Raw genomic sequence first — 14,409 nt, 5'->3', positions numbered from 1 at the left:
GGACAGGCGCGTTCGTGTTCAAAAACTCTTGTGACTCGCGTCGGTGATGCACGTTCGTGGATAGTATTCCGTGCGGGGCCGCCGGACTCACTCGCCGTGGGTGAACCCGCGGTCCGGCAGCCGCTCCCCGTCGACGGTGACGAACACGTCGCCGTCGTCGCCCGCGGTGACCTCGCCGACGACCGACAGTGGAATCGGGCAGTCGTCACGGGCGTCCCCGACCCGCTCCTCTGGGACGGTACAGACCAGCTCGAAGTCCTCGCCGAAGAACCAGCCCAGTTCGCGGACCGTCTCCTCGCTCCCGGCGACCTCGCGCACCACGTCGTCGACCGGCACCGCCTCGCCGTCGAGCGCCAACCCGCAGCCGCTCGCCTCCGCGAGCTGGTGACAGGAGCGTGCCAGCCCGTCGCTCGAGTCCATCATCGCCGTCGCGTGCTCGGCCAGCGCCAGCCCCGCCGCCACGCGCGGCTCGAACCGGAACAGCTCGTTCGCGCGCTCCGTCTCGCCCGCCTCGAACAGCCGCAGCGCCGCACCGCTCCGCCCCAGCGTCCCGGTCACGCAGAGCCGGTCGCCCGGTTCCGCGCCGTCCCGACCCACCGGGTCGTCCGTCCGCCCGAGCGCCGTCGTCGCCACCGTGAACTCCTGGTGCGTGTCGAGGTCGCCGCCGACGTACTCCGCGTCGACCGCCTCGCAGACGTCCGTCGCACCCCGCAGGAAGTCGCGGAGTTCGGGCTCCGTGAACGCCGGTGCCGCGTACACCGCCACCGCCGCCGTCGCCGCCGCCCCCGTCGCCGCCACGTCCGACAGCGACGCGCCGACCGCCCGCCAGCCCGCCGTGTACCGCGTCGTCCCCGCCGGGAAGTCCGTCCGGTCGTGGAGCATGTCCGTCGTCACGACCGTCCCGTCGACGACCGCCGCGTCGTCCCCCGCGTGGTCGACGAGGCCGCCGACGAGCGAGAGCGCCGCCCGTTCGTTCATGTCGGCCGTGTGTTTCGTGGCGGTCGGCAAAAGGAACGCGGTCCGAACACATGGTCGAGAGTGGTCACGGGAGGACCAGCAGTGAACTCGAACGGCCAGAACGTCCCCGCCCGCTCGACCCCGTTCACTCCCACCTGACCGCACAGCACCGCACCTCGGGTCTCCCCGGCCTCTCGCATCTCCGGAGGTCAGAGATCTCCGGCGGGCTCACGAAACGCACGCGTTTCGTGACCGATGCTCGCTCCGTTGCACTTCTCATCCCTCGCCAGCGCGCGCCCTGCCGGGAAGTCCGGCGACGCCGCCACCGGCCACACGGCCAAGACACCCCGCGCCGGCAGGCGCGTGGGTGTCGAGGGGGAGGGCTGGCGCGGTGCGGTCGCGGTGCTGTGCGGGGTGTCCCCGTGAGCGAGCCTGCGAGCGAACGGGGGCTCGTCGGAGCTTGCTCCGACGGTGGGACTGAAAGGGGCGAGGTTCTCGGCGAACCCGGAGCCCGCAAGCACCGCAGGGACGATGAGCGTGGTTCGAAAGACGCCTCCGGCGTCTTTCGTCATCACGAGAGAGCTTCGCTCTCTCGAACGACAGCGCGGCTCCCGGGAGCCGAGAACTCGGGGCTTTCTGGCTGTTTGCGGCCGAGTCTGTTCCCACGGCTGGCGGGGCTTTCTGGCTGTTCGTGTCGCCAGTCGGGCCCCAACTCACGTAACAATCGCACTCACGTCACGAAGGACGGGGAAACAGAACGAAAATGAGTTACTCGGACACGAACTCGGCACCGCAGTCGCCACACCGGGAGCCGTTCCCCGGGCGCGTCCGTTGTGCGAAGACGGCCCCGCAGTCGTCACAGACCATGAACAGGCGGTGTTCGGGGTCGACGCCGGCCTCGAACGACATCTCGACCCACGCGTCGGGGTTGTCGGGGTCGAAGATGCGGACGCCGTCGTCGGTCCGCCGCCAGTCGTACTCCGCGTCGGCTTCGGTCTGGACGGGGTCTGCACCCAGGTCTGCCATTACGACTAGCTCCGACAGCACGAAACATAAGACCGTTGATAAATTTGAACACGGAACCGAGTTAACCGTCGGTTTTTACCCGCTGCGGGCGAACCGCCGTGGTATGACGCTCGACCCGGTGCACTTCGACGGCATCGCGGAGCTTGCCCGCCGCATCCGGTACGACGTCGACGAGTCGGACCACCGGGAGTTCGCCGAGACGGTCTGGAACGGGTTCCTGGACCCGCTGGTCCACGACGGCCGGACGGTGCTCGAACCGCTCGACGGGCTGGCGCGACACACCGCACCGGTGGAGGACGTGGCGCTGACCGGGACGGCGTTCGAGACGGTCCACGGGCTCGACTCCGGCACCATCAACCCGACGACGTTCACGAACGGGCTGGTGCTCGACATCGCGCAGGCCGCGATGTCGTCGACGCCGTCGGAGCTCGACCTGCACCGGGCGCGCACGCTCGTGATGACCGTCCACACGAACGACGCGACGGTCGACGTGGACGAGGCCGACTGGGAGGAGGGAGACGAGGGGTTCATCCGGTCGCAGATCCGCCACGCGCCACACGTCAACCGGTTCGAGGAGGGCGTCGTCCACGCGCTGGCGCTCTACCTCGCGGAGTCGAGCCACGCGCTCGAACACGCGGCCGAGGTGGACGACCTGCTCGTGCTCGACGGGCCGCTCTACCCGAAGGGGCTGCTGAAGTGGGCAGACCGCCACCCGGAGCTGGCGACCCTGCTGGCCGAGGAGGACCAGCCCCGCGAGGTCGTCGCGAACTACGTCGAACTCGTGGAGACGTTCGTCGACCGCGACGTGCCGCTCGTCGGCTTCGTGAAGAACCCCGCCTCGAAGGTCGTCACGCAGGTCGTCCGGCAGCAGGGCGGGCAGGCCCCCTGGGTCGACGACGCCGCGTTCTTCTCGCGGGTGCTCGAACGCCGCGAGCCCGACGACACCGGCGAGTACGAGCGCGACACGGGCCGGCTCACCTGCACGAACTGGTTCCGGTCGCGGGGCGGCGTCGACCGTCCGCTCTCGACCGACGGCGATGCCCTCGGCGTGGAGCGGCGGCTCGACGACGCCGACTACGAGGTCACGTTCTGCATGGTGTACGACCCCCGCGAGGACGTCGTCTACCGGCTCGAAGCGCCCCACGCGTTCACGAAGGACGCGGACCTGCGTGAGGACCTACGACTCTTTGCGATGCAGGAGGTCGCCGCCGAGTCGGGCCCACCCCGCGCGGTCTCGAAGGCCGACGAGCTCGCGCGCATCAGCCGCGACGAGAAGCGCGCGCTCCGGGAGACGCTGGAGGAGAGCTTCGACGCCCGGCGCGCCCGGAACTACGACGACGTGCGCTGGGGCGGCTGAGAATAACCGTCTCGACTGCGCTCAGGCCGGTTCGGCCTTCGTCGTCGTCACCTCGACGTCGGCGGGGTCGACGCCGATGCGGGCGAACTGCGTGCGGACGTGCTCCTCGGCCGCCGCGACGGCCTGCTCCTTCGTCTCGAAGCCGCGCGGCATCGGCGACTCGAAGGCCACGTTGACCGTCTCGCCGTCGACCTGCTGTGCGGTCCCGCCACTCTCGACCGCGTAGAACTCGTCGCAGACCCAGACGTACGGCGCGTCCTCGTCGGGGGCACCCCGGAACTGCGGGGCCTCCTCGCCGCGTTCGTAGATGGTCCCCGTCAGGTCGGTGCCGGCCGCACTTCCGCGTACGAGCAACATGGCCCGCTCCTATGTGCCGGGGCCGGATAAGGACGCGGGCTACAGGTCTGGGGGCCGGTCACGTCTTCTCGGCCTCGTATACGAACTGGTACCTGTCGGGACGATACAGCTTGAGGGCCGACAGAGCTGCGCCGGTGAGTCCGACACCGAGATTGACACCGACGACGAGGGTCACCGCGCTCCCGGCCGACGTGAGGAACCAACCGAAGGTGACGACCACGTAGCCGGCGAACAGGAGGAGCTGTAGCAGGGCTTTTCGCATCGTCGTTCCACGCTCGTGTCCACGGGATCAAAAAGGCGGGCCGCGGGTTCCGGAGTCGGTACACCGGGTCACTGGATGGGAAACGGGTTTGACCCCGGACGTCATTGGGCCTGACATGACCGACCTCGGCGATTTCGGCGACTTCGACGGCGGCGACGACGGGCCCGTGTCGTCGGGCGGGACGGACGGTGGCGACGACGCGCCACCGGCGGCAGACGACTCCGCCGGGGACGGCGGTGGATCCGCCCGAGAAGACGAGTTCGAGCCGCTCGACGTCTCTCCCCGGGGGAGCGACCGCGGCATCGGCACCATCGCGGTCTCCGAGGGCCTGCAGATCTGCGAGCGCGAGGAGGACACCCAGCTCCGGGCGTACGTCACGACGGGCAACCGGCCGAACGTCCGCATTGGCTCCTACCTGCTCGTCCCCTACCCCGACGGCGAGCGGCTGTTCTGTCGCATCACCGGGCTGGAGTACGCACAGGCGTTCCACGCCGACGACGCCACCGAGATCCACGCCCGGCGGGCGATGCGCCGCGACGGCATCGACGAGGCCGACTACAAGTTCATGGCGACGCTGGAGCCGATGGCGGTGCTGTTCGAGCAGGACGGCGAGCTCACCCGCCGGATGGTCGACCGCGTCCCCAAGCCCGAGACCGTCGTCCGCGAGGCCGACGACACCACCGAGATCAAGACGGGGCTGAAGATGCCCGAGGAGGGCGTCTTCATCGGACACCTCTCCGTCGGCGGCGAGAAGGTCACGACCAATGCCGAGCCGCCGACCATCGACTACCGGCTGAAGGACGACTACGACTCCGGTGACCCGCTCGTCTTCCGGCACACCCTCGTCGCCGGCGGCACCGGCTCGGGGAAGACCCACGGCGCGAAGAACATCCTCCGGCAGTACGTCGCCGACGAGCGTACCTACCCCATGGAGGACGGCCGCTCCGTCACCCCGGCGCTGGTCATGTTCGACCCGCAGGACGAGTACGCCCAGATGCACGACGACAACCCGGGGATGACCGACGCGTTCGCCCGCCGGCTCGAACGCGAGGGCATCGCCCACGGCGGCGTCTCGGACACGACGGCGTTCGTCCCGAAGGTCGGGCAGGCGACCTACGCCGCCGACCACCACCGCGCCGAGCAGGTCGAGTTCACGGTGCCGTTCTCGATGGTGCGCTCGCGTCCCTGGCTCGTCGCCAGCGCGGGCCTGAACGACAACCAGTACCCGGCGCTGAAGTACCTCCTCAAACGGTTCTTCGACCAGCACGGGAACGGGGGGACCTACGAGGAGTTCCGCCGGTTCCTCGACGACCCCGCGCTGAAGGAGGAACTGGATGAATCTGGAAGGGTTCACGAGGCCACGTTCGACGCCGTCAAGCGCCGAACGTACGGCTTCGGCGACGTGTTCGACCAGGCCGCCCGGCCCATCACCGAGCTCGTCCACGAGTTCGTCCGCCCCGGCGGTATCTCGGTCGTCCCGACCTACCACGTCAACGACACCCGGGCGACGACGACGGTCGTGCTCGCGCTCGCCAGCCTGCTCGTCGACGAGAAGCTCTCGAACGACCCGACCCACGACCGCATCAAGGAGACGCCGCTCGTCCTCGGCATGGACGAGGCGCACAACTTCCTCACCGACGCCGACAACGTGCAGGCCCGGAAGGTCATCTCGAAGTTCACCGACGCCGCCAAGCAGGGCCGGAAGGAGCGGCTGGGGCTGTTCCTCATCACGCAGGACCCCCAGGACATCGCCGACCCGGTGTTCAAGCAGGTCAACACGAAGGTCGTGCTCAACCTCGGCGACGAGGACGCCATCAAGTCCGTCAACATCCCACCGAACCTGGAGAGCAAGGTGCCCTACATGGAGAAGGGACAGATGGTCGTCTACTCGCCCGACAACTCCGAACCGGTCGAGTGCATCGGGCTGTCGACGTGTGTGACCGAGCACGGGCGATAGCCGACGGCCCGCGGACGGGTGGAAGCTTTACTACCCTTCTCGTGCTACTACCTGGCATGGAACGCCGGGTGCTCGTCGCCTACGACGATTCCGAGCAGTCCACGGAGGCGCTGGAGTTCGCACTCCGGGAGTTCGGGGACGCGACGCTGGTCGTGCTCACCATCGTCGACCCGGGGGAGGCGAACTCGCGGCGCGCGTTCTCGATGCCGACGTTCGCCAGCGAGTGGTACGAGGAGGCCCGCGAGGACGCCGAGGCCCGGCTGGGCGAGGCGACCGAACTGGCCACCGCGGCGGGCGTCGAGGTCGAGACCGAACTGGTCGTCGGGCGGCCGTCGAAGACCATCGTCGAGTACGCCAGGGAGCACGACTGCGACCACATCGTCACCGGGAGCCACGGTCGCTCGGGCGTCTCCCGCATCCTGCTCGGGAGCGTCGCCGAGACGGTCGTCAGGCGGTCGCCGGTGCCGGTGACGGTCGTCCGCTGACGGTCGCTCAGAAGATGTTCGCCTGCCGGTGGACCGAGATGCCCTTGTCGGTGATCTCGTAGGGCTTCGTCTCGCGGGAGTGGTTCGCGTCGCGTATCTTCTGTATCTCCACGGCGAGGCGCGTCTCCCTGAAGTCGGAGGGGCGGACGTACTGGAGGATGAACACGGCGTCGGTGAGGTACTCGACGATGCCGTGGCGGGAGACGAACGGGGAGTCCTCGCTGGCCTCGCTGGTCAGCATCGTCGTGATGCCGGAGTTCTTCAGGCTCTGCGTGAAGTCGTACACCTCGGTCCGGCGCTTGGCCCGCGAGTCGTACATCATCTCCAGCAGCGAGACGGAGTCGAGGACGAGTCTGGTCGCGCCGAACTGCTCGATGAGCCGGGGCAGGTCCGAGCGGATGGAGGCGAGGCCGTTGGCCATCTCGATGGGGTCGATATCGACGACGGCGAGCCGGTCGTCCTCGACGTACTCGTCGAACGGCATCCCCTTCTCGACGGCGGAGTTGACGACGCGCTCGCTGCTCTCCTCCAGCGTGATGAAGATGGCGCGCTCGCCGTTCGCCAGCGCCTCGTTCAGGAACTGCAGCCCGAAGGTCGTCTTCCCGGTCCCGGCGGAGCCGATGGTGACCATCAGCGAGCGCTCGGGCACGCCGCCCTGTATCATCTCGTCGAGGCCCTTGATGCCGAGGTCGATGCGGGGCAGGTCGGAGTCGAACTCGTCGTCGTCGAAGCTGGAGCCGCCGAGGCTGCCACCGCCGCCCATGCCGAACTGGCCGCCGCCGTCGCCCATGTCGAACTCGCCGGGGTCGAACTCGCCGACGGTGCCGTCCATCTCGCCGATGTCGGGGCCCGTTCCGCCGCCCATCCCACCCCCGTCGGAGCCGCCGCCGGTGTCGGGGAGCTGGATGTCGCCCATCGCCGCGCCGAAGTCGTCGTCGAACAGCCCGCCGTCGTCGTCATCGTCGTCGGGCTCTGCGTGGTCCTCGAGGGTGCTGTCGGGTTTCCCGTCCGGGTCCCCGCCTTCGCCGGCGTCGACGTCAGCGGATTCGAGCTGTTCCCACGGGTCGGACGCCGGTGCGTCGTCGCCCGCGGCCTCGGTGTCGCCCGCGTCCGACGACGTCCTGTCGTCGCCCGTTCGCTCGTCCTCCTCCCGGTCGTCACGGCGCTCTCGAACCGCTCTCTCGAACCAGTCGAGCTCGTCGTCGTCACTCATCGCGCATCAGCTCCGGTTCCACGGCCCGTCTCGGCCGGTGTCGTGCGCGGTGAGTCATCGCCGTCGACGTGGTCGTCGAGGGGGAACATCTGGGTGTGCATCCGGCCGGTCGGCACGCTGCCGCCGGACGGTTCGTACAGCGCAAGCAAAGCCCTACGTATAAATTAACCTTGTTGCCATCCGGAGGCTTTTATCCCCCGTCCCCGCTACCGTCGGGTATGAAGGTCGGCCTGGTCGCCCAGAAGGAGAACGCTCGTGCGGCCCGCCTCGCGGGACAGCTCCGCGGGATGCTCCGCGAGCAGGACGTGACGGTCGTCGTCGACACCGCCACCGCAGCGGCGCTCGACGTGCCCGGTGTCGAGCCGTCGGCGATGGACGACGCCGACCTCGCGGTGAGCATCGGCGGCGACGGGACGTTCCTCTTCACCGCCCGCGGCGTCGGGACGGTCCCCATCGTCGGCGTCAACCTCGGCGAGGTCGGGTTCCTGAACGCCGTCTCGCCCGGCGACGCCGTCGACGTGGTGCACGAGGAGGTCGAGCGCTTCAGGTCCACGGGCACCGTCCGCACCCGGGAGATGAGCCGCCTCCGCGCCAGGGGCGACGGCTGGGACCTCGACCCGGCGGTCAACGAGATCGTCGTCCAGGGGGCCCAGCGCGGCCACGGCAACGGCGGCGAGTTCGAGCTGCGTGTCGACGGCGAGCTGTACAGCTGCTCCGCGGCCGACGGCGTGCTCGTCGCTACCCCGGCGGGCAGCACCGCCTACAACATGAGCGAGGGCGGGCCGCTCGTCCGCCCGGAGGTCGACGCCGTTGTCGTCACCGAGATGTGTGCCGGCGAGCCGATGCCGTCGCTGGTCTCCGCCGCCGACAGCACCGTCACCGTACGCATCGACGACGCGGAGATGGGCTACGTCATCAGCGACGGGCGCGCCCAGCAGGAGCTCGAACCGCCGACCACCATCACCGTCGAGCGCGCCAGCGAACCGGTCCGGCTGGCCGGGCCCCCCAGCGAGTTCTTCAAGGCACTCGACAAGCTCGACTGAGGGTGTACGGTACGGGCAAGCCCCCCGACTTTCGAAAGCACTAATCAACTCACGACCCTACCCGGGGGCAATGAGTGAGCAACTCCCCGACGTGCAGGCGTCGAGCCCCGACGTGACCGTCGGGCTGAGCCAGGTCGGCGTGACGGGCGTCGAGAAGCTCGTCAAGCTGGCCCGTCCCGAGAAGCGTCCCATCGTGCTGACAGCGGAGTTCGAGGTGTTCGTCGACCTCCCGTCGTGGCGCAAGGGCGCGGACATGTCCCGGAACATGGAGGTCATCGACGAGACGCTGGAGGCTGCGACCCGCGAGGAGGCCTACCGCGTCGAGGACGTCTGTGGCGACGCCGCCGAGCGCCTGCTCGAGAAGCACGACTACACGAGCAAGGCCGAGGTCCGCATGGAGGCCGAACTGATGACCCGGGAGCGGACTCCCGAATCCGACAAGGAGACCCAGTCCACCATCGACGTCATCGCCTCCGCGACCGCGACCGGGGAGGGCACCCGCGAGGAGATCGGTGCCCGGGTCGTCGGCATGACCGTCTGTCCCTGCTCGCAGGGGATGTCAGCCGCCCGCGCCCGCCGCGTGCTCGACGACCTCGGCGTCGACGACGAGACCGCCGAGGCGTTCCTCGACGAGGTGCCCCAGCCGGGGCACTCCCAGCGCGGCCACGCCACGCTGACCGTCGAGAGCGAGGACGCCCCCGAGGTCGACCTGATGAACCTCGTCGACGTGGCCCGGGACGCGATGTCCGCCCGCATCTACAACCTCGCGAAGCGCCCCGACGAGGACTACATGACCTACCACTCCCACGCCAACGCGAAGTTCGTCGAGGACTGCGTGCGCTCGATGGCCGAGGACGTGGTGACGGAGTTCCCCGACCTCCCCGACAGCGCCGTCGTGACGATGAAGCAGTCGAACGACGAGTCCATCCACCAGCACAACGCCCACGCCGAGCGGGTCGTCGAGATGGGGACGCTGCGGGGCGAGGTCGACGGGAGGAACTGAACGCTCCCGCTCCTGTCTCGCACTGCTGCCGCCCGACGAGGAATCGAACGGGCCCGTCCCGGTGGGGGTCGGGTACCCACCGACCGACGCAATCGACCGGTTCTCGTCCGGGTGTCGCCCGTTAATTTCCCGAGCTTTCTGTGATAGACCAGGGCTCCCGACGAGCTGGTTTCTAGCCGTATAGCGTATTTTTTACACACTAGACAATAGATTTAATATGTCTTCGAGGATAATGTCTCGGAACGAGGCCGCACATGAGGGGACAAGGCATATCGACGGAGCGGGCACGTGGTGTATCCGAAGTTACAGGTGTGGTCCTGTTGTTCGGTATCGTCATCGCCGGGGCAGCGATCCTGTTCGTCTCCGGGACGGCGGTGACGGAGAGCATCCAGGACAACAACGAGGTCAGGTCGGCCGAGATCGCGATGTCGAACGTCGACAGCGAGCTCGGCTCGCTCTCGATGTCCGGCTCGGGCACCGGGCGTGAGCTGGACCTCGGGAGCATGTCGGCCAACGACGCCGTCATCAACCGGACCGGCCGGATACGGGTCAGCGTGAACGACAGGAGCGCCTGCGCGGCGACGGTCCCCCTGACGGCGCTCGAGTACCACCACGAGAGCGGGACGACCATCGTCTACGAGTCCGGTGCGGTCTGGCGTGCCGACGAGACCGGCGGTGTCTCCCAGCTCAGCGCCCCGGGCGTGCGCTACCAGGAGCAGACCCTCCAGCTCGACCTCGTCAACCTCTCCGGCACCGTCGACGACTCGACCATCGACGTCCAGAAGAACAGCTCGCGCTCCGCGGCGATGTCCGAGGCGGTCCGGTCCCAGCTCTTCTCCGGTGCCTGTGGCGACCCCGACAGCTTCCGCAACCTCTCCCTCTCGGTGACGAGCGCGTACCACGAGGCGTGGCAGCGCCACCTCGAGGGCGAGTTCGGCGCGAGCCAGGTCAGCCGGACCGGTCCCGAGACGGTCGAAGTCGAAATCCCGCGATCGATGCTCCCGCCGGAGTACGACAACCGCCGCAACACCGTCGTCGACTTCGACGACGGGCGGCTCGTGACCGGACAGATAGTCTCCGAGGGCAGCCTGGCGGCGGCCGGCGTCGCGAGCGGCGACGACGACGTGCTCGCCATAGACAAGGGCGAGGGGAACACCTACCGGAGCTCGCTCACCCTGCTCGGCTCCGCCAACGCGAACGCGACCGCCCAGCCGGTCGAGGAGAACACCCCCGGTGACCCCCTCGTCGGCTGGAACAACTCCACGGTGTCTCTCGACGACAGTTCGACCGTCGAGCTGACCCACGAGGAACCGATCTACGAGCAGCAACAGCAGTGGAACAACTGGACCGAGGAGGTCCCCACGAACGAGACCCTCGAGATCGTCTTCGTGATGGACGAGTCCGGCTCGATGGCCGACGGCTCGAAGATGGACGAGGCGCAGGACGCGGCCCACGAGTTCATCCAGACCGTCGAGTCCACCGTCAACGGGACCGAGCCGCGCTACAGTGTCGTCGGCTACACGTCGAACGAACACTGCTCCTGGTCGGACCGGTACCGGGACTACCATCGGGGTCGATACAGGTGGGTCTGTGAGGCCGACACGCCGGCGGACATCACCCAGCACCACCCCCTGAACACCGACGAGCAGGGAGCCCACGACGCTATCGACGGGCTCGAACCGCAGGGCAACACGCCAATCAGTCAGTCCATCGAGGAGGCAGCCGACGTCCTCCAGACCGAGGGCAACAGCTCGAACGAACAGTTCATCGTGCTGCTGACCGACGGTCGGCACAACGTCGACGACGACCCGAACGGCTACGTCCGCTGGCCCGACGAGGCAGCCGCACAGGAGGTCCCGACGGGCGTGACCCTGCACAGCGTCGGTTTCGGTGACCCGGACGACGTGATACTCGAGGCGACCGCCGATGCGACCACCGACGGCGAGTACTACCCGGTCTCGGACTCCGAAGACCTCAGCGAGACGTTCGCGGAGATCGCCGAGAACGTCAGTACCCGGACCATCCACCACAACGAGAGCTACAACGAGACGGTCCTGGTCGGCGTCGAGGAGACCACCGAGACGGTCTCGGTGTCCAACACCAGCCAGTTCGACGTGAACCTCTCGACGACCCGCGCGCTCACCGAGACAGAAGCCGAGAACCTCTCGGTCGGCGACACCGTCCGGGTGAACGGCACCGGCTCGTCCAGCATCGACGAGGAGGAGACCGTCTCCATGGAGTTCACCGTCCAGCGGTTCGACGAGGCGTCGAACTCGACGTACACGACGACGGTCTCCCGTACCGTGGAGTTCTCCTACGATGAGACCGTCACCGGTGCGGTGAACGACACGGTGACCCTCGAGAGCCGTCACCTGGACACCGATACGACGTACGAACGCTACCTGCTCCATCCGCAGGCGACGCTCGCCGTCGAGACGGGCGGGAGTGCGACGACGCTCTGGGACGGGCGGAACCTGAACAACTGGACCGCCGACGGCGTCACCCTCGACTCGTTCGCGAGCGAGGAGTTCGTGCTCGCCGACGGTGCGGAGACGAGCTTCCAGCCGACGTTCCGTGAGTGTGTCGCGAACGAGACGACCGGCGGCACGGCCACGATCGGCGGGACGGAGTACCAGCAGACCTACTGTACGGCCGCCGGGGGCACGATGCTGAGCGACGGGGAGACGGAGGTCCACGTCTACGGCAACGACACGCAGATCCTCGCCGACTCCAGCCTCGCGTGGCAGGAGTCGGTCAGGGAGATGCTCGACACGCCCGACGGTCAGTACTACCGGGAGACGCCGAGCGGCGAGCTCTACACCGACCTCCCCTGTGACAACCAGGCGATCGTCCTCGTGGAGGCGACGGACAACGGGACCCAGAGCGACGCGAACAACATGGTGTTCCTCGCCGACGTCGGGCGCTGTTCGGAGGACGTCGAGATGAGCTACCTCGTCGGCGTGGACGTGAGCGTGGTCTCCACGAGCGAGAACAGCACCCGTGTCGTCGCCGGGCCGCCGGTGGCCAGCGTCGACGCCGACGCACTGCTGTCGGTCGATGCACCCACGCAGTCGACACTGGCGGTCCACGCACCGGCGCGCGAGCGCGCGACCTGAACCGACAACCGTTAAGCGGTATCGGGTGCGAGTGCCGGTATGACAGACCCGGCGACGCTCGCCGACCGCGTTCGGGCGGGCGAACTGCGGCTCCACGAACTCGAAGCGCACGCCGACCACGACACCGCCGCGGAGGCGCGCAGACTCGTTCTCGAGGCCGAGACCGACGCCGACCTCTCGACGACCGGCAGCTACGCGTTCGACGCCGAGGTCGCGGACTCGGCCATCGAGAACATGGCGGGGGCGACCCAGGTGCCGTTCGGCGTCGCCGGGCCGGTGACCGTCGACGGCGGGTCGGCTGACGGCGAGTACTACCTGCCGCTGGCGACGGCCGAGGGGGCGCTCGTCGCGTCGGTGAACCGCGGGCTGTCGGTCATCGAGTCGGCGGGCGGAGCGAACGCCCGGGTGACGAAGTCGGGTATGACGCGTGCGCCGGTGTTCCGCACTGCGGGTGTCGTCGAGTCGGCCGAGGTCGTCGAGTGGGTCCGCGAGCACGAGGCCGAACTCGCCGAGGCGGCGGAGTCGACGACGAGCCACGGCGAGTTGCTCGACGTGACGCCGTACGTCGTCGGCGACGCGGTGTACCTGCGGTTCCGCTACGACACGAAGGACGCGATGGGGATGAACATGGCGACCATCGCGACGGAGGCGGCCTGTGAGGTCGTCGCGGCGGAGACACCGGCCGAACTCGTCGCGCTCTCGGGCAACCTCTGTACGGACAAGAAGCCCGCGGCGGTCAACGCCGTCGAGGGTCGCGGTCGGTCGGTCACCGCGGACGTCGTGATCCCCGACGAGGTCGTCGAGGAGCGCCTGCACACGACGGCGGCGGCCATCGCCGAGGCGAACACCCGGAAGAACCTCGTCGGGAGCGCGAAGGCGGGGTCGCTCGGCTTCAACGCGCAGGCGGCGAACATCGTCGCGGCGGCGTTCATCGCCACCGGGCAGGACCCCGCCCAGGTCGTCGAGGGGTCGAACGCTATCACGACGGCCGAGGAGCGCGAGGACGGGCTCTACCTCTCGGTGTCGCTCGCCTCGCTGGAGGTCGGCACCGTCGGTGGGGGGACGAAGCTGCCGACGCAGTCCGAGGCGCTCGACGTGCTGGGGCTCGCCGGTGGCGGCGAGCCGGCGGGGGCGAACGCGGACGCGCTGGCGGAGGTCGTCGCGGCCGGCGCGCTCGCCGGCGAGCTGTCGCTGCTGGCGGCGCTCGCGTCGGACCACCTCGCGTCCGCCCACGAGGAGCTGGGCCGGTAAGCTGCGGCAGCCGGCGCGCCGGGGTCAGCCCCGCTCCAGGGTCCTCCGCGGGTCGACCCGGCCGACGAGTGCGGCGACGACGACGACCGCCGCGCCGGCGAGGACGGCGGGCGAGATGCCGAGAAAGAGGGGGGCCGTCACGCCGACGCCGACTGCGAACTCCGCGAGCCCGCGGCGGCCGTCACGTTTCCTGACGGTTCGAACTGCGCCGAGGCCGAAGGCGGCGAGGCAGCACACGCCGGCGAGGAGGGGGACCTCGACGCCGGTGCCGGCGACGAGCACGGACTCCTCGCTGCCGCGACCGACGATGACGAGGGCGAACAGCGTCGCGACGAACTGCGCGCCGACGACGGCGAGGCCGACCGTCCGGTCGTTCATGGAC

Annotated in this window: 13 protein-coding genes; 7 read left to right on the top strand and 6 right to left on the bottom strand. The window is 69.0% G+C overall.

All coding sequences use genetic code 11. From position 1 onward, the window contains the following. Positions 1 to 87 precede the first annotated feature (87 nt). Positions 88 to 978 carry a thiamine-phosphate kinase gene (gene thiL / locus NO345_RS03885; RefSeq protein ID WP_256296660.1) on the bottom strand — a complete coding sequence of 297 codons (891 nt, stop codon included), beginning with the start codon at positions 976 to 978 and terminating at the stop codon, positions 88 to 90. A 747-nt stretch (positions 979 to 1,725) separates the two neighbouring features. Next, a complete protein-coding gene (locus NO345_RS03880; RefSeq protein ID WP_256296658.1) occupies positions 1,726 to 1,983 on the bottom strand; it encodes a hypothetical protein in 258 nt (85 codons plus the stop codon). Positions 1,984 to 2,086: 103 nt separating this feature from the next. Here NO345_RS03880 and NO345_RS03875 point away from each other — a divergent pair, with 103 nt between their 5' ends. After that, positions 2,087 to 3,340, top strand: a complete 1,254-nt coding sequence (locus tag NO345_RS03875; protein WP_256296656.1) for a DNA double-strand break repair nuclease NurA — start codon at positions 2,087 to 2,089, stop codon at positions 3,338 to 3,340. Positions 3,341 to 3,361: 21 nt separating this feature from the next. Here the strand turns inward: NO345_RS03875 and NO345_RS03870 are convergent, their stop codons facing one another. Continuing rightward, positions 3,362 to 3,697, bottom strand: a complete 336-nt coding sequence (locus NO345_RS03870) for a DUF7113 family protein (RefSeq protein ID WP_256296654.1) — start codon at positions 3,695 to 3,697, stop codon at positions 3,362 to 3,364. A 58-nt stretch (positions 3,698 to 3,755) separates the two neighbouring features. Next, positions 3,756 to 3,959 carry a hypothetical protein gene (locus NO345_RS03865; protein WP_256296653.1) on the bottom strand — a complete coding sequence of 68 codons (204 nt, stop codon included), beginning with the start codon at positions 3,957 to 3,959 and terminating at the stop codon, positions 3,756 to 3,758. A 115-nt stretch (positions 3,960 to 4,074) separates the two neighbouring features. On the opposite strand from NO345_RS03865, the gene NO345_RS03860 reads away from it, so the two are divergent. Both NO345_RS03860 and NO345_RS03855 read left to right on the top strand, forming a co-directional pair. After that, complete coding sequence (locus NO345_RS03860) at positions 4,075 to 5,916, top strand: ATP-binding protein (RefSeq protein WP_256296652.1); 1,842 nt, start codon at positions 4,075 to 4,077, stop codon at positions 5,914 to 5,916. Between the two features lie 56 nt (positions 5,917 to 5,972). After that, positions 5,973 to 6,401 (top strand): universal stress protein, encoded by a 429-nt coding sequence (locus NO345_RS03855; protein WP_256296651.1) that lies wholly within the window; start codon positions 5,973 to 5,975, stop codon positions 6,399 to 6,401. 7 nt (positions 6,402 to 6,408) lie between these two features. Here NO345_RS03855 and NO345_RS03850 read toward each other — a convergent pair whose 3' ends face one another. Next, positions 6,409 to 7,614 carry a KaiC domain-containing protein gene (locus tag NO345_RS03850; protein WP_256296649.1) on the bottom strand — a complete coding sequence of 402 codons (1,206 nt, stop codon included), beginning with the start codon at positions 7,612 to 7,614 and terminating at the stop codon, positions 6,409 to 6,411. A 218-nt stretch (positions 7,615 to 7,832) separates the two neighbouring features. On the opposite strand from NO345_RS03850, the gene NO345_RS03845 reads away from it, so the two are divergent. The 4 genes from NO345_RS03845 to hmgA all read left to right on the top strand — a co-directional run bounded on the left by NO345_RS03845 (position 7,833) and on the right by hmgA (position 14,027). Next, positions 7,833 to 8,657, top strand: a complete 825-nt coding sequence (locus NO345_RS03845; protein ID WP_256296647.1) for an NAD(+)/NADH kinase — start codon at positions 7,833 to 7,835, stop codon at positions 8,655 to 8,657. Positions 8,658 to 8,727: 70 nt separating this feature from the next. Next, complete coding sequence (gene mptA, locus NO345_RS03840; RefSeq protein ID WP_256296645.1) at positions 8,728 to 9,660, top strand: GTP cyclohydrolase MptA; 933 nt, start codon at positions 8,728 to 8,730, stop codon at positions 9,658 to 9,660. 254 nt (positions 9,661 to 9,914) lie between these two features. Further along, on the top strand, positions 9,915 to 12,776 hold the full coding sequence (locus tag NO345_RS03835; RefSeq protein WP_438266750.1) for a vWA domain-containing protein: 2,862 nt from the start codon (positions 9,915 to 9,917) through the stop codon (positions 12,774 to 12,776). A gap of 39 nt (positions 12,777 to 12,815) precedes the next feature. Next, positions 12,816 to 14,027 (top strand): hydroxymethylglutaryl-CoA reductase (NADPH), encoded by a 1,212-nt coding sequence (hmgA, locus tag NO345_RS03830; RefSeq protein WP_256296642.1) that lies wholly within the window; start codon positions 12,816 to 12,818, stop codon positions 14,025 to 14,027. A gap of 24 nt (positions 14,028 to 14,051) precedes the next feature. Here hmgA and NO345_RS03825 read toward each other — a convergent pair whose 3' ends face one another. Next, positions 14,052 to 14,405 (bottom strand): hypothetical protein, encoded by a 354-nt coding sequence (locus NO345_RS03825; protein WP_256296641.1) that lies wholly within the window; start codon positions 14,403 to 14,405, stop codon positions 14,052 to 14,054. Between the last annotated feature and the right edge of the window lie 4 nt (positions 14,406 to 14,409).

The organism is Haloarchaeobius salinus, from assembly GCF_024464185.1.
GTDB classification, from domain to species: Archaea; Halobacteriota; Halobacteria; order Halobacteriales; family Natrialbaceae; genus Haloarchaeobius; species Haloarchaeobius salinus.
The sequence above is the reverse complement of the archived record's forward strand: the minus strand, read 5'-3'. Positions and strand labels throughout refer to the sequence as shown.